Below are 20,286 nucleotides of genomic sequence, written 5' to 3'. Positions count from 1 at the left end.
ATTTTGCGCGGCAAAACTCCTTACTCATGAAACGGGCTTATCTGTTCCTATTCCTTCTTTTTCAAATAACCTTATCAATGCAAGCCGCACCCGGCGACACCCATATTGCCATTGAAACCCAACAAACGGCACTGGTTATTCGAATTGATAAAGACCAAACACCAACCATTGTCCACTTGGGTCCTCGGCTTCACAAGGCCGCCGAATATGCCGCGATACCCGGCAACGGCAAGCGGGGTGAAGACTATACGGGTCTTTATAACTCGGTGTACACGCCAGCCGGGGGCCGCAACCTACTGGAGCCCGCTATTCAGGTGACTCACGCCGATGGCAATCCCTCGCTCGATCTCAAGTATGTTCGGCACGAGACTCAGTCATTGGCGGATGGGGTCGTGCTTACGAAAGTTTATCTGAAAGACCCGCAATACCCGTTTGAGGTAACGCTCTATTACAAGGCCTACCAAAAAGAAGATGTCATTGAACAATGGTCATCAATCCGGCATACTGAAAAGAAGTCGGTAACGCTACAGAAATACGCGTCGGCCAACTTGTATATTCCTGCACAAAACTACTATCTGACACATTTTCACGGCGATTGGGCCAACGAAATGAACCCGTCGGAAGTACTATTGACCGAAGGCATCAAAGTGCTGGATTCCAAGCTAGGCACACGGGCAGATCTGTTCCAGCCACCCTCCTTTCTGGTCGCTCTCAATCAACCCGCCGACGAAGATCAGGGTGAGGTTATAGCTGGTACGCTCTCCTGGTCGGGCAATTACCAACTGGCATTTGAAGTTGATCCACTGCATAATCTGCGGATTCTACCCGGCATCAATCCTTACGCGTCGGCTTATACGTTAGCGCCCGGAACTGACTTTACAACACCCTCTTTTTTGTTTACCTATTCCAACAAAGGCAAAGGCGGAGCCAGCCGAAGCCTGCATCGTTGGGCACGTAAACATCGCATTCCACAAGGACAGGGCAACCGATTAACACTCCTGAACAACTGGGAGGCCACTTATTTCGATTTCAATGAAGAAAAACTAAGTGCCCTTTTCAAAGACGGCAAAAAACTTGGCGTTGATTTGTTCCTGCTCGACGACGGTTGGTTTGGCAATAAATACCCTCGGAACGATGATCACGCTGGTTTGGGCGACTGGCAGGAAAACGTTAAAAAGCTGCCTCATGGGCTCGGCTATCTGGTAAAAGATGCCGAAAGTGCCGGCGTCAAATTCGGCATCTGGCTGGAGCCAGAAATGGTCAGTCCGAAAAGCGAGCTATACGAAAAGCACCCCGATTGGGTTCTTAAACTCCCAAATCGTCAGGAATATTATTTCCGAAATCAGCTCGTACTCGATTTGTCAAACCCTAAAGTGCAGGATTTTGTCTATGGGTTGGTAAACGATTTGCTTACGAAAAATCCAACGCTGGGTTATATCAAATGGGACTGTAACGCGGTCGTTTATAACGCCTATTCCGCCACAAATCCGAATCAGTCGAATCTCTACGTCGATTATGTACACGGGCTTTATAAGGTCCTAGAACGACTACGCGCCAAGTATCCTACCCTGCCTATGATGCTCTGCTCTGGTGGCGGTGGCCGAGTCGATTATGGTGCGCTGCAATACTTCACGGAATACTGGCCCAGCGACAACACGGATGCCCTTGAGCGGATATTCATTCAGTGGAACTACTCGTATTTTTTTCCCGCCATCGCCAGTTGCAACCACGTAACCGACTGGGGAAAACAGCCTATCAAATTCCGAACAGACGTGGCTATGATGGGTAAAATTGGGTACGACATTGTGGTCAGTAAGCTGAGTGAACCTGAATTACAGTTCAGTCAGGAGGCTTTGAAAACGTACGATCGAATCAAAACCGTTATCTGGCAAGGCGATCAGTATCGATTAGCTTCCCCCTATACCAATGACGTCGCATCGGCCATGTTCGTGAATGAGGGTCAGGATCGGGCGGTGTGGTTTACGTACCTCGTGAACAGTCGTTATAAAGCGGGTAGCGTTGCTCCCATCAAACTCAAAGGCTTGAATCCAGAGAAAACATACAAGATTCAGGAGCTGAATGTTTACCCAGGTACTAAATCAGGCATCAACTCATCTACAGCTACTTACTCAGGAAACTACCTGATGACCATTGGCTTTAATCCACAAGTAGACACCCGTCGAACGAGTGTAGTACTGGAGGTAACGGAAGTGAAATAAGTTGATTTGTTTAAAGGGGTTGATATGCCATATCTTGAAGATATGGCATATCAACCCCTTTAAACAAATCAAAGTAAGTAGTCTACAACTTACCCTCCCTTTCTCGTCGTAAGCTAACGTGATGCTTATGCGCGAAACTACAGATGTCATCATTATTGGTGCCGGTTTGGCGGGCCTGGTAGCGGCTGCCGAACTGGCCGACGCTGGCAAGCGAGTTATCATCGTTGACCAGGAGCCCGAACAGAACCTGGGCGGTCAGGCTTTCTGGTCATTCGGTGGATTATTTCTCGTAGATAGCCCAGAGCAGCGTCGCCTAAAAATTCGCGATTCGTACGAACTGGCATTAGACGACTGGATGGGTAGCGCGGGCTTCGATCGGCCCGAAGATTACTGGCCCCGAAAATGGGCCGAAGCCTACGTTGGTTTCGCGGCTGGCGAAAAACGTTCCTGGCTACATCAACAAGGCATACGCTTCTTTCCCGTCGTTGGCTGGGCCGAACGGGGTGGTTATGGTGCCATCGGTCACGGCAATTCGGTTCCTCGCTTTCACGTAACCTGGGGTACAGGTCCCGGCGTCTTGGCTCCTTTCGAACACCGCGTTCGGGAAGCCGTTAAACGGGGGCTTATTACATTAAAATTCCGACATCGGGTCAATGAACTGATCGTCACAAATGGGCATGTTGACGGGATTCAGGGCGATATTCTGGAACCTAGTTCCGTCAAACGTGGAGAGAAAAGCTCCCGTGTGGTTGTGGGCAATTTTACGTTTCATACACAGGCGGTTATTGTTACCTCGGGTGGTATTGGAGCCAACCATGAGCTGGTCCGCCAGAACTGGCCGGAACGATTAGGAACACCACCCAAACACATGCTCTCGGGTGTGCCCGAACATGTAGATGGACGAATGCTGGCCATCTCTGAAACAGCCGGAGCCAATCTGATCAACCGCGACCGGATGTGGCATTATACCGAAGGCATCCAAAACTGGGCTCCCATCTGGCATAAACACGGGATTCGCATTTTACCGGGCCCCTCCTCTATGTGGTTCGATGCCCGCGGGAATCGTCTGCCCGTTCCTTTGTTTCCCGGCTTCGATACATTAGGGACGCTAAAACACATCATGCAAACAGGGCACGAATACACCTGGTTTGTTCTTAATCAGTCTATCATTCGAAAAGAATTTGCCTTATCGGGTTCAGAACAAAACCCGGATTTAACCAATAAAAGCTGGCGACAGGTATTAGGCCGAGCCGTTGGTAAATCGGCCCCTGCGCCGGTCGAAGCCTTCAAAAATCAGGGTGTCGATTTTATCGTGAAGGACAATTTACCTGATCTCGTAGCTGGCATGAATGCCCTAACTGGTGATAACCTGATCGACTTACCTTCATTAGAACGCGAACTTGTTGCCCGTGACCGGCAGCTACTCAACCCATTCGGCAAAGATGCCCAGATTACCGCCATTCGGGGGGCGCGTCAGTACCTGGGCGACCGATTAATTCGTACTGCAAAGCCTAACGCCATCCTCGATCCAACTGCTGGACCGCTCATTGCCGTTCGACTTCATATTTTGACCCGCAAAACCTTGGGGGGCTTACAAACCGACTTATCGGGTCGCGTGTTAGGCAGCAACGGAGAGCCTATTCCCGGTTTATATGCGGCTGGCGAAGTCGCTGGTTTTGGGGGTGGTGGCATGCATGGCTACCGGGCTTTGGAAGGAACATTTCTGGGTGGCTGTATTTTTTCAGGGCGTACAGCCGGTAGGGCAGCGGCTCAGGAGGTTGGGTGAGAACAGGTGAAGCCCAATTGGCTTCGAGGGAGTATTTTGTTTATTTTTACAAATACGTAGTAGCTAATTAGTATGATTATGAACGTACAATATCTTTCTGATGCAGAGGGTAGACACACCGCCATTGTAATTCCTATTGAAGAATGGAATACCATAACGGCTAAACATGAGGATTTGAAGATGCTGGAAAAACCGAAGCAAAAACTATCTGAAAAATATGCAGGCAAATTACCAGCTACACTTGCCGACGAACTTCAAGACTATGTAACTCAAAGCCGTACCGAGTAAAATTGCGAAAGAATCCCCGCTCACAATTGGCCTGATATTTACAAATTCGTAGAGTTGATCAGTTATTACCTCGTATACTAAGAACATAACATTGAGTTTGGAAAACTGATCCCGTAGGGATTGCATGTTTATAGAAAAACAATCTGATTATCAGCAGCATGCCGTAGGTATGCAACGTTGCATACCTACGGCATGCTGGCCACATCTCTCCACTCTGAGTGCTATAAACATGTGATGCCTAACGGCATCCTAAGATGTCCTCTTAAGTTGGTACAAGCTATGCGTTTAACTTAAATACCAACACAACAGGTATTAGAATGACCCTCCTAAAGCATATCTTTTTCGTAGTAGCAATCTTACCTGCTCAACTCTTCGCACAATCCATTACCGCTCAGTTACAACTAAACATTATCCATATTGGCCGGTATATTCCGGTTTCGTTGGGAACGGGCGTTGAAGTGGGCCTTTCGCCTAAATCATCAATCCAACTCAACGGCTTGTAGCGTGTTGACAATGAGCTGGGCGATGTATTCACGAAAGGGCCGAAAGCTTATCTAGCTTATCGTTACTACATTGATCCGCAAGACAAAAACAACCTCGGTTATTATGTAAGCCCATTTTTGGGCTATGAAAGTCTACAATCGTATGACTATGAATCTAATCTCTTTCATCAGGCCCAGACCAACTACTAAAGGAGAAGTTAGTGGGCGTATTGCTCGGTTTTCAGCCTTATAAAAACCATCGCTTTACGGTCGATATGTATGGCGGGCCAGAATATCAGTGGCGCACCATAAAAAATACAAACTCTGCGCTGCCTATGCAGGAATCACATTCAGATCGACTATGGCTTAGAGTGGGCTTCTACTTCTGTTTCCGAATAAGCGGTAGCTCTCTTCATCTTTCAGTTTGATTACGACAAGCACAAAAATGGCCAGTCTCTACAGAAACTGGCCATTTCACTTACAGACCTACCTTCTTCTATCTAATTGCTACATTGAACGTACCATCGGTGAGTACTCGTTTTTTAGTACCCGTCACATCATAAGCCGTGAAGCTAAACGTACCGGTTATGTTCGTTGCGGTTTTTGTTTTGATCGTAACAGTGCCGGTGCCACCGTTGACCGTCGAAAAATCTTCTTTAGCGAAAGTTACCGACGCGAAGTTGACATTGCTCAGCGGATAAGTACCTTCGGCGGCCGTATTTGGCAGAGCCAGCACAACCACATCGCTGGTTTTACTATCCAGACCATAAATGGCGTAATAGTTATTGGTTCCGGGCGAGGTTGCCAGTGCATACGCGAAGTCAGGGGCATACGCCTGTCCATCGATTTTGACCGAGAAACCGGCCTGTGATTGCGTAGCTGGCGTAACACCATCATCCGACTTTTTGCTGCATGAGCTTAAACTAACGAGGCTAACAATAGCCAATAGCGAAACAAGTTGAGCGATTTTCATAAGTAACACAGACGTTTTAAACTGGATAATGATTAGATAATGAGCATCTTAACCGTTGAGCGACCATCACTCTGACAGATGCAAAAGAAATGTGCTGTTTGTCTTTTATTCCTTTGACATGTCAAAACTACGACAAGCCGAAGGGGCCTATTGATGAGAATCTACAGGGAGCAGACCTGACTTTACAAATGGAGGGAATAGCTCTAAAAGTGGCTGAAATGAAAAACGCCAACCCGGTAGTTATTCCCGGATTGGCGTTCATTTAACTGTATCTCGTTGCCTTAGACAGCTATCTAAAAATTAGTTTTTCATTCATTACCTTACCCCCAACCCCCTGAAGGGGGCTTATTCCCATGATGAACTAAGCCCCCTTCAGGGGGTTGGGGGTAAAACCGAGACTATTTTTATGAAATTTAGAGAGTCTCTTAGACGGCTATTTTCAATCGCTGCAAGATAGCTTTTACGGGTGTGTCAGAAATAACCCGCACCGTGTGTTCAAGATCAACCGGTACAGCCATATAATCGCCCGCAGAGAGTTGTACCAACTCGCCACCAATCAAGCATTCGCAACGCCCCTCCAGAATTAGAAAGCTTTCCAGTTCATCGTGATGCTCTTCCGGCCTGATCGAATGCTTGACCCATAGTAAAAACTGCTCGACCTGAGCATCTTTTTGGAGCACATGGCCAAATAAATTTCGATAGTCGTCAGGCGGTTGTATAGAGGCAACTGTCCGCTGCCATTGATCAGCGTCGGAGTACGCATTGATAAACGGCAGCGCACTCAGATCAAAAACAGGTGTTTCCTCCAGTTCACCGAGGGCCTTCATAATTTGAGTTTTCAGACCTGGTCTCGGCGCAACCGGTTCGGCCCGTTCAGATTCGGCTAATGTTTTTGTAATCCAATCTAGCTCCGCTTTAATAATTGGGTACTTACGCGCTAACTGCTCTACCTCCTTCGCTTCGCCGGGACTCAGTACGCCTAGTGCATACTGGTCAAGCAGGCCCGATCTTATATATTCCTGTTCGTTAAACTGCATCGCTAAATAGAGCTGTCAATCGGCACAAGCCGTTTCGGTGAGGATTTTTTACTGTGTAAAAGGCTGTCTAAAAATTAGTTTTTCATTTATTTACTCTACCCCAACCCCCTGAAGGGAGCTTAGTTCATCGTGGGAATAAGCCCCCTTCAGGGGGTTGAGGGTAAAACCGAGACCGTTTTTATGAAATTTAGACAGTCCCTAAAAGGTATGTTCAACTACTGGCAATAGTTTACCAACCGAAGTTGGGTCGAAAATAGATTATAAGTTGCAAAATAATAGATACCCACCTGTTTGTTAGGTAAGATTTAGTAATTGGTTCATTTTAACTAGACGATTTTGAATTTTACCGAAGTCCGTTTGCTTTTGTGGTCAATTGAACGCTTCTTGTAGATAGTTTTGAAACGACTATATCGGGCGAAATGAGGTTCATTTAAAGTTTTTCTGAACGCCCAACACAAATCAAGATACTGCACGACTTACTTCCTCATGGCCGAAAACCAACCGCTTTCTGTTCCATCTGACGATGTGGCTACCGAACCCACCGAATTTAAACGTTCACTGAGTCTGATCGATTCAACCCTAATCGTTTCCGGCTCCATGATTGGGTCCGGCGTTTTTATTGTTAGTGCCGATATGGCGCGCAACCTTGGTTCATCGGGTTGGTTGCTTATGCTTTGGGTACTAACGGGCGTGTTGACGGTAGCGGCTGCGCTCAGCTACGGCGAGCTAGCGGGCATGATGCCGAAAGCGGGCGGCCAGTACATTTACATTCAGCGGGCTTATGGCCACTTGACGGGCTTCGTTTACGGCTGGACAGTCTTTACCGTGATCCAGACGGGTACCATTGCGGCTGTTGCCGTTGCGTTCACGAAGTATACAGCTGTATTTATTCCAGCACTCGGTCCCGATAACGTTCTGCTTGCACTTGGACCAATCAAGGTCACGCTGGGCTCCCTCTTCGCTATTTCGAGCCTGGTGTTACTGACCTGGCTCAACAGTCAGGGCGTTCAAAGTGGCAAGCTCATTCAGAATGTGTTTACCTCGGCTAAGTTGATTGCCTTACTTGGGCTGATTATTATTGGTATTGCGCTTGGATTCAGTACGGGTATGCTGTCGACCAATCTTACCGATGCCTGGGCTGCCAGCACAACAACCGCAACGGGAGAAGTGCTACCGCTGACAGGTATTGCACTTATATTGGCCTTTGGCACTTCCATGATTGGTTCTTTATTCTCGGCCGATGCCTGGAATAACGTTACGTTCATTGCGGGAGAGATCAAAAATCCACGCCGAAATATCCCATTGGCGCTGTTCTTCGGAACATTGATCGTCACCACGATTTATTTCCTGGCTAACGTTTCTTATCTATCGTTGTTGCCGCTGAAAGGCTCACCATCGGGCACCGACATTATCAGTCGGGGTATTCAGTTTGCCACCGCCGACCGGGTCGCTACGGCCGCCGTCGAAACGATTTTCGGAAATGTAGCGGTTACGGTCATGGCTATTCTGATCATGATTTCGACCTTCGGTTGTAACAATGGACTGATTCTGGCTGGTGCACGCCTGTATTACGCCATGGCTAAAGATGGTCTTTTCATTAAGCAGGCATCTCATCTGAACAAAAATGCAGTTCCTGGTCGGGCATTGTGGTTGCAATGTATTTGGGCTTCGGTCTTATGTCTTTCCGGGAAATACGGTGATTTGCTCGACTATTGCACCTTCGCTTCATTAGTTTTTTATATGGTTACCATTGCCGGACTGTTCCGTCTCCGACGCACCGAGCCCAATACTGAGCGTCCCTACCGGGCATTTGGTTATCCTTTAGTCCCCGCTCTGTATATCATTGCTGCGCTGACCATCTGCGGTATTCTGCTCTACACCAAAACATTCAATACGGGAATGGGCTTACTCATTGCTGGTTTGGGAATACCCGTTTATCTCCTGACGAAACGAGGGCAGCAAACAGCTTAATAAAACGATACCTATTGGTTCATTACCCTCTAAACACAGATGCCTTAACCGATGGTTAGGGCATCTGTGTTTAGATAGCTCATAACTTATTGATCAGTCAAATCGTTTGTCTGACAAAAACTCAATAGCAGACGAATGGACAGTTGTATTACCTCATTCTTGTTCTCGCACTCCCGCTTAAAATATCAATGAAGCAAAATCGTTTACTACTATAGTATAAGTATGGTAATCAACTATTCGCTCCGTTTTCTTTCTGTAGGGTTGCTCATTGGCTGGTTTAGTGCCTGTACGGGTGTTGGCCCCACGGCAAATCTTTTCAAACCATCCTCACCCCATGAGCAATATGGTCAGTCGCTCAAGGAGGCCAAACTCGACCGCACCGCCCTGGGTCTTGACTGGCTCACGGCTGGCGAACAAGCGCTCCGCGATTCCTTGAAAATTACGATCCCATATCGCGAAAGTGGCTACTTCTCCGCGAATAAGGCCTTTGCCGTAGGCTATCGTCTGGATGCCCAGCGAGGTGACCGCTTTCTGATAAAAGTTGAAACGCAGGGAGTAAAACAAACCCAGGTGTTTATTGACGTATTTTCTCTTGACGACCGCAATCGGCTTAGTTTAACAGCAGCTTCAAAAGCTGATACAAACGTATTGACCTGGGAGCCACGGAAAACGCAATCCTATCTCATCCGCATTCAGCCTGAGTTGCTACGAAGTGGCAGCTATACCATCAACGTTACCCGAGAGCCCGCTCTGGCATTCCCCGTGAAAGGCCGCGATAGTCGTCAAATCAGCAGTTACTTCGGTGCTGTTCGCGATGGTGGGCGTCGGCGGCATGAAGGTGTCGATATCTTTGCGCCTAAAGGTACTCCTGCCCTGGCGTCGGTCGATGGCATCATTACAGGTGTAGGCACCAACACACTTGGCGGAAACGTCGCTTTTCTGACCGATAACGACCGGAATATTCGCCTTTATTATGCCCATTTGGACCGCTGGAATGTTAGCAACGGGCAGCATGTGTCAGTTGGCGATACCGTTGGTTTTGTTGGCAACACGGGCAATGCGCGCACCACCGGCCCTCATTTACATTTTGGCATCTATGGGTTCACCGATGGCGCCACAGACCCACTTCCGTACATTCGACTTGGCCGCGGCCCCGCCAAACAAACGTTACTCCCTCTGTCGAGGCTGGGCGATACGATTCGCGTATCAGCCCTTAAATCAGCAGTTCGGTTAGCCCCGCATAGCGATGCGCCTGTTTTACGGGAATTGCCCAAATCATCAGCGCTGACTATCGTTGGTGGTACCGAAGCCTGGCTGCGGGTAGAGTTACCAAATGGTTTGACTGGTTATATCCCCAGCGCGACGACAGAAGCCCAAAAACGCCCATTGTATCGCTTAACCTTAGCTACCTCTCAAAATTTATTAGATGCCGCCAATGCACAGGCAGGAGCCATCAAATCGTTGCCTGTTGGCTCCGCAATTGATGTGCTCGCTACAACGAATTCCTTTCAGTTAGTACGCAGTCTGGATGGCAAAACAGGCTGGTTATCTTTACCAATAGCCTCCAGCAAGCCGATAAATACGGGTGCTCGTTAAATCGTGATGAAAATATTGTTTAGACACTATCTAAATTAACCGTTACGTTATATCTTTGTGTATTCATTTCCGTAACCATGACGAGTAACGTACCAGCAACGTACCAGGAAGTATTTCGAACCGAGCGAGGTGTTGTTTATCAGTGCGATGCAAGCAATCGACTGATTCTGGAATTTTGGGATACACATACACAATTATCTGCCCGTGATTTTGTCCAGTTTCGGCGCATGGTCGAAACCATCGATATCCGTCAAATGGCGTTAAGTACAGCGGCTGCTCACGATGTTGAGATCCTGACTCCTCCCCGTTCCGAGCGGTGTTATGTACTAACACTTTGTGAAGTTGTTCATCTTCGCGAACTACTCCACGGCGCTAAAGTCATGCTGGAATTAAACGCTATGCTACGCGAATGTGGCTGCTCGGTAGCCGAATAGACATAAATAGACTTTTTCTAAATTTCCTGATAATCAACCGACACTGCAACATGGGTCGGTTTTTTTGTGTTGTTTTGTCATATCGATTTCTCACCGGCAACGGTTACGCATCATGAAAGATTTAGCAAGACTACGCACCTCGATAAAAGAAAGCGTCGAGCTGGCACTGAACCAGCAAATACAAATGGAATTGACTGCCTCTTCGAAATATTTGGCGATGGCAGGCTGGTGTGATCGCAGTGGTCTTGACTATTGCGCGGGCTTTTTCTACAAACAATCGGAGGAAGAACGTAAACACGGCATGAAACTATTCCACTACCTCTGCGATCAGGGTGCTACGGCTTATTCGCCCGAAATTCCAGCAGTTGGACAGGAATTTGATTCATTAAAAGCAGTTTTCGAAGCTACGCTGGAACAGGAAATCGCTGTAACGGATTCAATCAACCGAATCATCACGATCTGCCGTCGGGAAAATGACTACGCTACCGAAGAACTTCTGAAGTGGTATGTGAAAGAGCAAATGGAAGAAGAATACATTGCTCGTCGTTGCCTCGACCTGATTGATCAGATCCCAGCTGACCAAGTGTATTACTTAGATAAAAAGCTCTCTAGCGTTACGTACGAAGATAACGTCTTTGAATAACCAACCTATGAACACGTAAAAAAGCCTCCAAATTTGGGGGCTTTTTGCATTTTAGAGATTTAAGCTCCACAATAACTTTGTAACTGCCGATGGGTTCGTTCTGTCAAATCAATCTATTTTTACAGGATCAACATTAGTTCACCCAATGCCTTCTCTACCATGCGTTTACCTTCATTGGTGCTTCTCTTATTGCTAATTGGTAGAGGCCTATTCGCCCAATTAACGCCCAAAGCTGAGGACATAGCTGCTATTAAAGGCCAATGTGGTTGCCATGATGTTACCTTCTTATACGCTGAGACGTTTGCTCCCGATAAAACCTACACGTTTAAGGATCGATACAGCGCCAAAGGGACCGAATGGGTATTTGTCGATGAAGAGTCTGGCCCAACCTCTCGACCGAACAAAATCGTTATTCAGCACCTGCTGGTTATCAACGATTCCATGATTGTGAAGCACTGGCGCGAAGACTGGTTCTATCAGAATACCAGCTTGCTCAAATTTGATCAGAATACCACCTGGAAACGTTCAACACTATCGGCTGGGCAGGTGAAGGGCCAATGGACTCAGAAAGTTTTTGAAGTTGATGATAGTCCACGTTATGAAGGATCGGCAACATGGGTTCATGTGGATGGTCGACACTATTGGGAAAGTACCGCTGATGCTCCTTTGCCGCGTAGAGAATACACGAAACGTACAGATTACAACGTCCTGCGTCGTAGAAACCACCACGAAATCCTGCCAGACGGTTATATCCATGAACAGGATAACGACAAAATCATCCGCACTGAGGTAGGTGACCAAATACTAGCCTCCGAAAAAGGATTAAATGTCTACAAGCGCACCGACGATAAAAAATGTCAGGCAGCCAAAGGGTGGTGGGCTAAAAATCGAGCATATTGGGCCGACGTTCGCACTGTTTGGACTGAAATGCTAACTAACCGAGATACTGTGGCTTTTAAAGGACAAGTGAAAGGCAGTGTGCTAAGCCGAGAGTTGGATGAATTGGCTGTAGTTGCCCAGCAAACGCCCTATAATTCAGCTATAAGTCGCCAACTTATCCGTCAGACAATCGAAAAATTCTTGAAATAGGTTAAAGACCTGTTTACAAGCAGGTGTTTTCGTCAGCATGACAAAAGTTAAGGAACTTGAAACATTAAACCTGAAACATTTAATCACCATTCTGGTGACGGTGACTGGGATCGGCTAACATTTTGCGTCGAATCCGATGCTGTTGTGGAGGCAGCAGAATCCCATGAAGAGTCAACAGGAGCGGCAGGGGCAGGAACACTGGTTTGAATCGTGTCGCAGTTGGCAAGCTTTGACTGCAAATCCTCTATTTTATTTTCTTGTTGCGTAAGATTGCGCTGAAAGTCAATCGTTGCATCTTCGAGTCGTTGATGACGTTGATTGGCAACGCTAAGCAATGCCGCAATGCCCAACAGTAGTACGACGACTACTGCGATAAGCGAATAAATAATTCTTCGGCTTACAGCAGGCATAACAGAACATAAAGCCGCAATTTAACGAAAAGCTATGGCCATAAAAAAACCTGTCATCGGTGAGATGACAGGTTTTTCTTTAGTCATTAATTCTATTAGCGAGCGGCACCATAATCCTGGCCAGCACTCTCAGGGAAATTCTTCATAATACTAGTTACTGTTTCCCGGAAAGCCTGATCACGATCGCGCTCTTTGTTACGCGTATTTAACTGGCCTGTTGCCCAACCCTGCCAGATGATATCATTGGTTCGGGCATCCGATACGTTAACAACAACCCGGTTTTCTTCATACTGACGCGAGTATACGTTGTTGCCCATACCACCGTACCACCACGAATAAGGCGAGTACATGTTGTTGGACTGGATTTGCTGCTTGTCTTTCGAATCCATAAAGAACCGAACAACCAGATCAGCTTCTCCCTGCGTTACAGGCTTATAACCTCGCGCTTTAAGCGTTTGATCAAGCGCATCGGCAATCCGACGCTGGTTCAGGTTGCTACCCACAATTGGGTCAGCATTCCGCTGCCGGTCAGCTTCAATACGGTAAGTTGAAAATTGCCGAACGTTTACCTTAGGATCGTAGTCGTATTTAACTGTAATGGCTGGAGCGCAGGACGCCAGCGTACCGACGACGAACAAACTAGTGATTATGCCTTTGAATTTCATGTATTTTGAGTCGTTAATTGTTGTCAAACCGCTTAATAAACGTTGAAGAAACGAGCATTCGTATGTGACAATGAAATAACTAAAACTGGGTCATATTCGTTCCGATTTTAATCTTACAAAACCAGCATCAATATACTGATTATCAGTCGCATTTATTTGAATTAACTAAATTTAACGACCAATTAATCTGTGTCTTTTACAGAGCCAATTTCTGATCGATTCAACGTATTAATCCTTAGGTTAACCAGGTAAAAAATGGCGCTCACTAACCAAAGAACTTCAGTAAGCGAACTTACCTAGAAAATCCTTCCTGATTCCCTATCTATGACGCTCAAGTAAAGCAAACCGTTGCAATAGGTTCGCAAAAAATATGTTATATACGCAAGGAAGCCGCTCTCTGTTTAGAGAACGGCTTCCTTATGCCTAATTATATTTAGCTGGCTCTAAGCACTTGCTAATGCCTCTGCACCACCCACGATTTCAAGAATTTCCGTTGTAATAGCAGCCTGACGCGTACGGTTGTATACTAAACGCAGTTGTTTCAACAGTTCGCCTGCGTTATCCGTTGCTTTGTCCATTGCCGTCATCCGTGCACCATGTTCCGATGCATTGGAATCCAATACTGCTTTGTACAATTGAATTTTAATCGTTTTCGGAATTAACTCCGTTACGATTTCTACTTCCGAAGGCTCAAATATGTAATTGATCGAGCTGGTAGAACCGGCTGGAGGAGTTGTCGCTACAATAGGGAGCATTTGTTCTGCCCGAACGATCTGCATGGCAGCGTTCTTAAACTCATTGTAGATCACTTCAACTACATCATAGCGCCCGTTGGCAAATCCTTCCATCGCTTCTTCAGCAGCTTCCCGAACCCGAGAAAAGTTCAACGAGCCGAAGAACATCAACGTGCGACGTGTTGACTTTAAAGCCCCGGCGTTGGAACGCTTCTGCGCCCTTCTTGCCAATGGCCATAATTTCAACGTTGCCCGAACGAGCCTGCGACGAATATTTTTCGTCTATAAGCGCCAAAGCACCTTTCACTGCATTGGTGTTAAACGCTCCGCAAAGACCCCGATCAGAAGTGACGACAATGAGCAATACACGCTCAACAGATCGCTGCTGCTGATAAGGACTTTCTGAAGCCGTTTCTGCACCTGCCGAAACCGTTCCAAGCATCTGGCTCAGTTTCTGTGCGTAGGGCCGTAATTGTGTTATGTTCTCCTGTGCCCGGCGCAACTTAGCAGCCGCAACCATTTTCATGGCTTTCGTAATCTGCTGAGTCGAGTTAATCGACGAAATCCGCGCACGTACTTCTTTTAAACTGGCCATAGTATAGTTTACGGTTTATAGTTTACGGTTCACGGTTGGCTCATGCAAGAATGGATGCGTCAGCCAACCATAAACCGTAAACTGAAAACCTTTTTAATATTGGGCCGAGAGGTCAGCAGCTACTTTCTTCAATGTTGCTGTTGCTTCGTCGGTTAGTTTACCGGCGCGTAGATCACTCAGAACGGCTGGGTACTGTGCACTCAGTATCATTCCGAATTCACTTTCGAATTCTTTTACTTTATTAACAGGCACTTTATCAAGCAAACCATTGGTTGACGCGTAGATAATAGCCACTTGCAGCTCAACCGGAACTGGCGAGTACTGTGGTTGCTTCAACATTTCCTGGTTACGACGCCCCCGTTCGATGGTCAATTTCGTCGAGGCATCAAGATCAGAACCGAATTTAGCGAAGGCTTCTAATTCACGGAACTGAGCCTGGTCCAGCTTCAGCGTACCTGCCACTTTCTTCATCGACTTGATCTGGGCGTTACCACCTACCCGCGATACCGAGATACCTACGTTGATAGCAGGACGGATACCCGCGTTAAACAAGTTCGACTCCAGGAAGATCTGACCATCCGTAATCGAAATTACGTTCGTCGGAATATAAGCCGATACGTCACCAGCCTGGGTTTCAATGATTGGCAACGCAGTTAATGAACCACCACCTTTTACCTTGTCTTTCAGACTTGGTGGCAGATCGTTCATCGTTTTAGCGATGTCGTCGTTAGCGTTGACTTTCGCGGCCCGCTCTAATAAACGGCTGTGTAGGTAGAACACGTCTCCTGGGTAAGCTTCACGTCCTGGTGGGCGACGCAACAGCAGCGATACTTCGCGGTAGGCAACAGCTTGTTTCGACAAATCGTCATAAACAACCAGTGCAGGGCGACCTGTATCACGGAAATATTCACCAATAGCAGCTCCCGTAAATGGTGCGAAGAACTGCATCGGCGATGGGTCAGAAGCATTAGCCGCTACGATTACCGTGTAGTCCATAGCACCAGCCTTACGCAGTGTTTGCTCTACCATTTTCACAGTAGATGCTTTCTGACCGCAGGCAACGTAGATACAGAATACAGGTTGACCCTTCTCGAAAAACTCTTTCTGGTTGATAATCGTATCGATCGCCACAGCGGTTTTACCCGTCTGACGGTCGCCGATAATCAATTCACGCTGACCCCGACCAATGGGAATCATGGCATCGATAGCCTTAATACCCGTTTGCAGTGGCTCGTTTACTGGCTGACGGAAAATTACGCCCGGCGCTTTACGCTCCATCGGCATTTGGAACAGCTCGCCCTGGATAGGACCCATACCATCAATTGGCAGACCGAGTGTGTTCACTACGCGGCCAAGAATGCCATCACCTACGTTTACGTAGGCAATCTGATCAGTACGTTTAACGGTATCGCCTTCTTTGATTTCCGAATAATCGCCGAGCAATACAGCTCCAACGTTATCTTCTTCGAGGTTCAGCGCCATGGCCTGAAGCCCATTGTCAAACGACAGCAATTCGCCGGCCTGCACCTTCGAGAGGCCGTAGATACGCGCTACGCCGTCGCCGATTTGCAGCACCGTACCGACTTCCTCGAGTTCAGCCTCGGTTTGGGTTCCGGCCAGTTGCTGGCGCAGAATGGCTGATATCTCGTCGGGTCTTACGGATTCCATATGTGTATAATGAGATTTTAATGTTGTTTTTTCGGCCGCAAAGGTACGACTAAAATTTAATAAAAATGCGATGAAACACAGAATCAATGGCTGAATCTTAGACTTTTCCGATATACTATCGTCAAGTTATTAGCCACTGGGTAGGCATCCGAAACCGTTCATCCTAATTAACGGTACTTTAAGCAATCAAAATTGACATAAGCCAAATTTTCAACTACTTTTAATTGCTGAATTCGATATAGAATTATCGTATGATGGATGAGGCTTTCGCTAACTATTTTTTTTGCGAATTGGGCTATCGCTAAACTTTTATCCTATTCATTCACGTTTCAATAGCATTACCGTTCGTTTATATACATCACGTTTCGTTTTCGCATGAAGTTTAATCAATGGATGCTGGCCGGTATTGCGTCGGCCGTTTTTGTCGCTGGTTCCGCGACTGCACAAGTTAAGAAACCTGCCGCTAAAAAGCCGGCATCGGCTAAACCAGCCACCGCTGCTAAACCTGCCACTGCAGGAGCAACAATCGCTTCGACCCAAGATTCCGTTAGTTATAGTATTGGCGTGTTTATGGCTCAGAACCTGAAGCAACAAGGGATTACGGACCTTAACAACGCTTTACTAATGCGCGGGCTGGAAGACGCCTTAAAGGATCAGCCAACTCAGCTAACACAGGCGCAGTGCGGTCAGGTTATGAATAATTTCATGCAGAAGCAGATGGCAGCCCGCAATGCAGAAGGCATGAAAGCCTCAGCCGAAAACAAAAAAATTGGCAGTGCATTTTTGGCTGAAAACAAAACAAAAGCTGGCGTAGTAACGACAACCAGTGGCTTACAGTATTCGATTGAAAAAGAAGGCACAGGCCCAAAACCAGCCGCTACTGATCGGGTTAAAGTACACTACACCGGTCGGCTGATTGATGGTAAAGTTTTTGATAGTTCTGTAGAACGCGGCCAACCCGCCGAATTTGGTGTTACTGAAGTCATCAAAGGCTGGACAGAAGCGCTCCAACTGATGCCCGTCGGCTCAAAATGGAAGCTGTATATCCCCTCTGATTTAGCGTATGGCGACCGGTCAGCCGGTGCCGATATTAAACCCGGCTCAACATTAGTGTTCGATGTTGAGTTACTTGATATTGTTAAACAATAACTAAAGAGTGAAAGAACGAAAGAGTGAATGAGCGTATTGACAACCAGATAGTTTTCGCTCATTCACTCTTTTGCTCTTTCGCCATTAACCTGGGTAATATAGATGAAAAAGTATCTGGTAACCCTATTGCCCGTGCTGATGCTGAGCTTTCAGCCGGACTCCCCTTCGAATGGTGCCCCAGGCGGTGTGTCGTCCTTACAGGCATTGTCAGCCTCAGATGCTGCTGAAGATCTGAAACCATCCATTTCACAAGAGAAAGTCGAAGCACTGGTCGCTAAGATACTGACTCAATATCACTACCGGAAAGTGCGGTTGAACGATTCGCTGTCGTCGGTAGTGTGGGATAATTACCTCAAAGAACTTGATGGCAACAAAACGTATCTGTTAGCCTCAGATGTAGCGTCTTTCGAAAAGTACCGCTATCAGATCGATGAAGCACTCGTCAATGGCGATCTGACAGCGGCTTTTGACCTGTACAACGTTTTCCGTAAACGGTACCAGGAACGCAGCGCATTTATTAAGGAGCAGATCAAGAAGCCATTTTCGTTCACCGAAGATGAAAGCTTCAATACTGATCGGGAAAAGGCAGCCTGGCCTAAAACGGTAGAAGAGCAAAATGATCTGTGGCGCAAAATCCTGAAAAATCAGGAGTTAGAACTTAAGCTAGGCAATCGAAAAGATAGCGTGGTGGTGGCAACTATGACCCAGCGTTACGCTAATCTTGACAAAGCGTATAATCGGATCAAAAGTGCCGACGTGTTCCAGATTTACATGAATTCGTTCGCCGAAGCCCTTGACCCACATACCAACTATTTTTCGCCGACCAACGCCGACCGTTTCAATCAGGAAATGAGCCAGTCGCTGGAAGGGATTGGGGCTATGCTCCAGGAAGATGGCGAATACATCAAGATTACCAGCGTTTTACCGGGTGGGCCTGCCTTTAAGAGTAACCTGGTTAAGGTCAACGACAAAATTGCGGGTGTAGCCCAGGGTGACAATGGCCCTATGGTGAATACCATGAACTGGCAGGTTGATGAGGTTGTCAAACTGATTAAAGGACCCAAAGGTACGGTCGTACGTTTACAGGTTGTTTCGCCAAACGCATTGGCGGGTGCTCCACCTAAAGAAATCCGGCTGGTTCGCGAGAAAATCAAACTGGAAGATCAACGGGCTAAAAAAGAAGTCATTGAGGTAACTGATAACGGAAAGACGTTTAAAATTGGGGTCATTAACGTCCCGATGTTCTACCGTGATTTTGAGGGTGCCCGCAAGCGTGAAGAAGGCTTTAGCAGCACAACAAGCGATGTCAAAAAATTCATTGATTCGCTAAAAGCCGAGAAAGTAGCTGGTATCGTTATCGACTTACGCGATGATGGAGGTGGTTCATTAACCGAAGCCATTAACCTGACAGGTCTGTTTATCCCAAAAGGTCCGGTTGTTCAGGTACGTGAGTCAAACGGCGAAACGGAAGTATATACAGATCCAGATCCGTCTGTCACTTACGATGGTCCGCTGGCCGTTCTAGTAAACCGTTTCAGTGCATCGGCTTCCGAAATTTTTGCAGCTGCCATTCAGGATTACAAACGCGGTATTATCGTTGGTGGCCAAACCTTCGGTAAAGGGACGGTACAAACCCTGATCGACCTTAACCAATGGTTACCTAAAGAGCCAGAAAAAGTAGGTCAGGTGAAGATGACGATTCAGAAATTCTATCGCATCAACGGCAGCAGCACACAGCACAAAGGCGTAACTCCGGATATCCAGTTCCCATCGGCTTTCTCGGCGGAGGAATATGGCGAAAGCTCACAGCCAAGCGCCCTGCCCTGGGATCAGATCAATTCGACCCGCTATGAGCAATCTCATGGTCTTGATGATAAAATTTTGGCACGATTACGCGATCGCTTTGATCAACGTCTGAAATCAGATCCTGAGTTGAAACAACTAGCGCAGGATTTAGCCGACTTCAAGAAAGCGAAAGAAAACACGGTTGTTTCATTGCAGGAATCGAAACGCCGGAAAGAGCGTGAAGAGGCCGAACGGAAACGCGCAGCCGCCAATAAAGTATCGCAGGCATCGGCTCCAATTGATGAAACCGGGACCCCATCGCCCAATGCGCCCAAGAAGAAAAAAGACCTCTATCTCAATGAGGCAGGTCTTGTTCTTGCCGATTACATTCTGGCTGTCAACAAATAGTTTTAGTTAGCAGGTTACCAGGATTGATCACCATAAAACCCCGCGTAGCAATTTGTTACGCGGGGTTTTATACTAAATCGTAAATCACAAACCGTAAACCATCAATCAGTACGTGTGGTATTTTCTCATTAAGCAAGGTGATCTTGATACAAAGCAATATCAGAACCTACAAAAACAGGCATTGCTAACTGAGGTTGAACGATTCAACGAGCCTTACGAAAGCTGGTACATCTTTTCGGTCGAGAAAGCTGACTATGCGGATTTTATGAATCTGCTGGATCGGGAAGGTATTGCGTATGAACTCGCTACAGAACGACCGACGCGGGCAGAAATGCTGGAGGCCATGAAATAGAC

At 47.0% G+C, this 20,286-nt stretch carries 18 protein-coding genes and 1 pseudogene; 13 read left to right on the top strand and 6 right to left on the bottom strand.

The genetic code is table 11. From position 1 onward, the window contains the following. The first annotated feature begins 77 nt into the window (after window positions 1-77). The 4 genes from H3H32_RS35180 to H3H32_RS35165 all read left to right on the top strand — a co-directional run bounded on the left by H3H32_RS35180 (window position 78) and on the right by H3H32_RS35165 (window position 4,796). Window positions 78-2,219, top strand: a complete 2,142-nt coding sequence (locus H3H32_RS35180; RefSeq protein WP_240543586.1) for an alpha-galactosidase — start codon at window positions 78-80, stop codon at window positions 2,217-2,219. A 127-nt stretch (window positions 2,220-2,346) separates the two neighbouring features. Further along, the gene (locus tag H3H32_RS35175; RefSeq protein WP_182460353.1) at window positions 2,347-4,005 is read left to right on the top strand and encodes an FAD-binding dehydrogenase; all 1,659 of its coding nucleotides are present in this window, start codon (window positions 2,347-2,349) and stop codon (window positions 4,003-4,005) included. A gap of 78 nt (window positions 4,006-4,083) precedes the next feature. Next, window positions 4,084-4,293, top strand: coding sequence for a hypothetical protein (locus tag H3H32_RS35170; RefSeq protein ID WP_182460352.1), 210 nt, complete (start codon window positions 4,084-4,086; stop codon window positions 4,291-4,293). Between the two features lie 317 nt (window positions 4,294-4,610). Further along, entirely contained in the window at window positions 4,611-4,796 is a 186-nt protein-coding gene (locus H3H32_RS35165; RefSeq protein WP_182460351.1) for a hypothetical protein, read from the top strand. Between the two features lie 475 nt (window positions 4,797-5,271). Here the strand turns inward: H3H32_RS35165 and H3H32_RS35160 are convergent, their stop codons facing one another. Beyond that, entirely contained in the window at window positions 5,272-5,748 is a 477-nt protein-coding gene (locus tag H3H32_RS35160; protein WP_182460350.1) for a DUF6252 domain-containing protein, read from the bottom strand. Window positions 5,749-5,861: 113 nt separating this feature from the next. Here H3H32_RS35160 and H3H32_RS35155 point away from each other — a divergent pair, with 113 nt between their 5' ends. Beyond that, on the top strand, window positions 5,862-6,014 hold the full coding sequence (locus tag H3H32_RS35155; protein ID WP_182460349.1) for a hypothetical protein: 153 nt from the start codon (window positions 5,862-5,864) through the stop codon (window positions 6,012-6,014). A gap of 159 nt (window positions 6,015-6,173) precedes the next feature. Here H3H32_RS35155 and H3H32_RS35150 read toward each other — a convergent pair whose 3' ends face one another. Beyond that, window positions 6,174-6,785 carry a cupin domain-containing protein gene (locus H3H32_RS35150; RefSeq protein ID WP_182460348.1) on the bottom strand — a complete coding sequence of 204 codons (612 nt, stop codon included), beginning with the start codon at window positions 6,783-6,785 and terminating at the stop codon, window positions 6,174-6,176. 486 nt (window positions 6,786-7,271) lie between these two features. On the opposite strand from H3H32_RS35150, the gene H3H32_RS35145 reads away from it, so the two are divergent. From H3H32_RS35145 to H3H32_RS35125, 5 genes are all read left to right on the top strand, one after another. Then, on the top strand, window positions 7,272-8,756 hold the full coding sequence (locus H3H32_RS35145) for an APC family permease (RefSeq protein WP_182460347.1): 1,485 nt from the start codon (window positions 7,272-7,274) through the stop codon (window positions 8,754-8,756). 222 nt (window positions 8,757-8,978) lie between these two features. Beyond that, window positions 8,979-10,352, top strand: a complete 1,374-nt coding sequence (locus H3H32_RS35140; protein ID WP_182460346.1) for a peptidoglycan DD-metalloendopeptidase family protein — start codon at window positions 8,979-8,981, stop codon at window positions 10,350-10,352. Between the two features lie 77 nt (window positions 10,353-10,429). Next, entirely contained in the window at window positions 10,430-10,786 is a 357-nt protein-coding gene (locus H3H32_RS35135; RefSeq protein WP_182460345.1) for a hypothetical protein, read from the top strand. 112 nt (window positions 10,787-10,898) lie between these two features. Then, window positions 10,899-11,429, top strand: a complete 531-nt coding sequence (locus H3H32_RS35130; RefSeq protein WP_182460344.1) for a ferritin — start codon at window positions 10,899-10,901, stop codon at window positions 11,427-11,429. 159 nt (window positions 11,430-11,588) lie between these two features. Further along, entirely contained in the window at window positions 11,589-12,518 is a 930-nt protein-coding gene (locus H3H32_RS35125) for a DUF6607 family protein (RefSeq protein ID WP_182460343.1), read from the top strand. 83 nt (window positions 12,519-12,601) lie between these two features. Here the strand turns inward: H3H32_RS35125 and H3H32_RS35120 are convergent, their stop codons facing one another. The 4 genes and pseudogenes from H3H32_RS35120 to atpA all read right to left on the bottom strand — a co-directional run bounded on the left by H3H32_RS35120 (window position 12,602) and on the right by atpA (window position 16,590). Next, a complete protein-coding gene (locus H3H32_RS35120; protein ID WP_182460342.1) occupies window positions 12,602-12,928 on the bottom strand; it encodes a hypothetical protein in 327 nt (108 codons plus the stop codon). 95 nt (window positions 12,929-13,023) lie between these two features. Next, window positions 13,024-13,593 carry a DUF4136 domain-containing protein gene (locus H3H32_RS35115; protein WP_182460341.1) on the bottom strand — a complete coding sequence of 190 codons (570 nt, stop codon included), beginning with the start codon at window positions 13,591-13,593 and terminating at the stop codon, window positions 13,024-13,026. 443 nt (window positions 13,594-14,036) lie between these two features. Further along, window positions 14,037-14,922, bottom strand: a pseudogene (atpG, locus tag H3H32_RS35110) (ATP synthase F1 subunit gamma). A gap of 93 nt (window positions 14,923-15,015) precedes the next feature. Next, a complete protein-coding gene (gene atpA, locus H3H32_RS35105) occupies window positions 15,016-16,590 on the bottom strand; it encodes a F0F1 ATP synthase subunit alpha (protein ID WP_182460340.1) in 1,575 nt (524 codons plus the stop codon). A gap of 375 nt (window positions 16,591-16,965) precedes the next feature. Here atpA and bamJ point away from each other — a divergent pair, with 375 nt between their 5' ends. From bamJ to H3H32_RS35090, 3 genes are all read left to right on the top strand, one after another. Next, window positions 16,966-17,739, top strand: coding sequence for a BamJ family beta-barrel-assembly machinery protein (bamJ, locus tag H3H32_RS35100; protein WP_305791857.1), 774 nt, complete (start codon window positions 16,966-16,968; stop codon window positions 17,737-17,739). 102 nt (window positions 17,740-17,841) lie between these two features. Then, window positions 17,842-19,932 carry a carboxy terminal-processing peptidase gene (locus H3H32_RS35095; RefSeq protein WP_182460339.1) on the top strand — a complete coding sequence of 697 codons (2,091 nt, stop codon included), beginning with the start codon at window positions 17,842-17,844 and terminating at the stop codon, window positions 19,930-19,932. 112 nt (window positions 19,933-20,044) lie between these two features. Further along, window positions 20,045-20,284, top strand: a complete 240-nt coding sequence (locus tag H3H32_RS35090; protein WP_182460338.1) for a hypothetical protein — start codon at window positions 20,045-20,047, stop codon at window positions 20,282-20,284. Window positions 20,285-20,286: the final 2 nt, after the last annotated feature.

Source organism: Spirosoma foliorum (genome assembly GCF_014117325.1).
Lineage (GTDB): Bacteria > Bacteroidota > Bacteroidia > Cytophagales > Spirosomataceae > Spirosoma > Spirosoma foliorum.
Note: the sequence above shows the minus strand (reverse complement) of the source record. Positions and strands in the feature narration are given on the sequence as shown.

Coding starts and splice junctions, on each gene's coding strand:
- H3H32_RS35180 (WP_240543586.1), top strand. CDS start 78: ATGCAAGCCGCACCCGGCGACACCCATATTGCCATTGAAACCCAACAA.
- H3H32_RS35175 (WP_182460353.1), top strand. CDS start 2,347: ATGCGCGAAACTACAGATGTCATCATTATTGGTGCCGGTTTGGCGGGC.
- H3H32_RS35170 (WP_182460352.1), top strand. CDS start 4,084: ATGAACGTACAATATCTTTCTGATGCAGAGGGTAGACACACCGCCATT.
- H3H32_RS35165 (WP_182460351.1), top strand. CDS start 4,611: ATGACCCTCCTAAAGCATATCTTTTTCGTAGTAGCAATCTTACCTGCT.
- H3H32_RS35160 (WP_182460350.1), bottom strand. CDS start 5,748: ATGAAAATCGCTCAACTTGTTTCGCTATTGGCTATTGTTAGCCTCGTT.
- H3H32_RS35150 (WP_182460348.1), bottom strand. CDS start 6,785: ATGCAGTTTAACGAACAGGAATATATAAGATCGGGCCTGCTTGACCAG.
- H3H32_RS35145 (WP_182460347.1), top strand. CDS start 7,272: ATGGCCGAAAACCAACCGCTTTCTGTTCCATCTGACGATGTGGCTACC.
- H3H32_RS35140 (WP_182460346.1), top strand. CDS start 8,979: ATGGTAATCAACTATTCGCTCCGTTTTCTTTCTGTAGGGTTGCTCATT.
- H3H32_RS35135 (WP_182460345.1), top strand. CDS start 10,430: ATGACGAGTAACGTACCAGCAACGTACCAGGAAGTATTTCGAACCGAG.
- H3H32_RS35130 (WP_182460344.1), top strand. CDS start 10,899: ATGAAAGATTTAGCAAGACTACGCACCTCGATAAAAGAAAGCGTCGAG.
- H3H32_RS35125 (WP_182460343.1), top strand. CDS start 11,589: ATGCGTTTACCTTCATTGGTGCTTCTCTTATTGCTAATTGGTAGAGGC.
- H3H32_RS35120 (WP_182460342.1), bottom strand. CDS start 12,928: ATGCCTGCTGTAAGCCGAAGAATTATTTATTCGCTTATCGCAGTAGTC.
- H3H32_RS35115 (WP_182460341.1), bottom strand. CDS start 13,593: ATGAAATTCAAAGGCATAATCACTAGTTTGTTCGTCGTCGGTACGCTG.
- atpA (WP_182460340.1), bottom strand. CDS start 16,590: ATGGAATCCGTAAGACCCGACGAGATATCAGCCATTCTGCGCCAGCAA.
- bamJ (WP_305791857.1), top strand. CDS start 16,966: ATGAAGTTTAATCAATGGATGCTGGCCGGTATTGCGTCGGCCGTTTTT.
- H3H32_RS35095 (WP_182460339.1), top strand. CDS start 17,842: ATGAAAAAGTATCTGGTAACCCTATTGCCCGTGCTGATGCTGAGCTTT.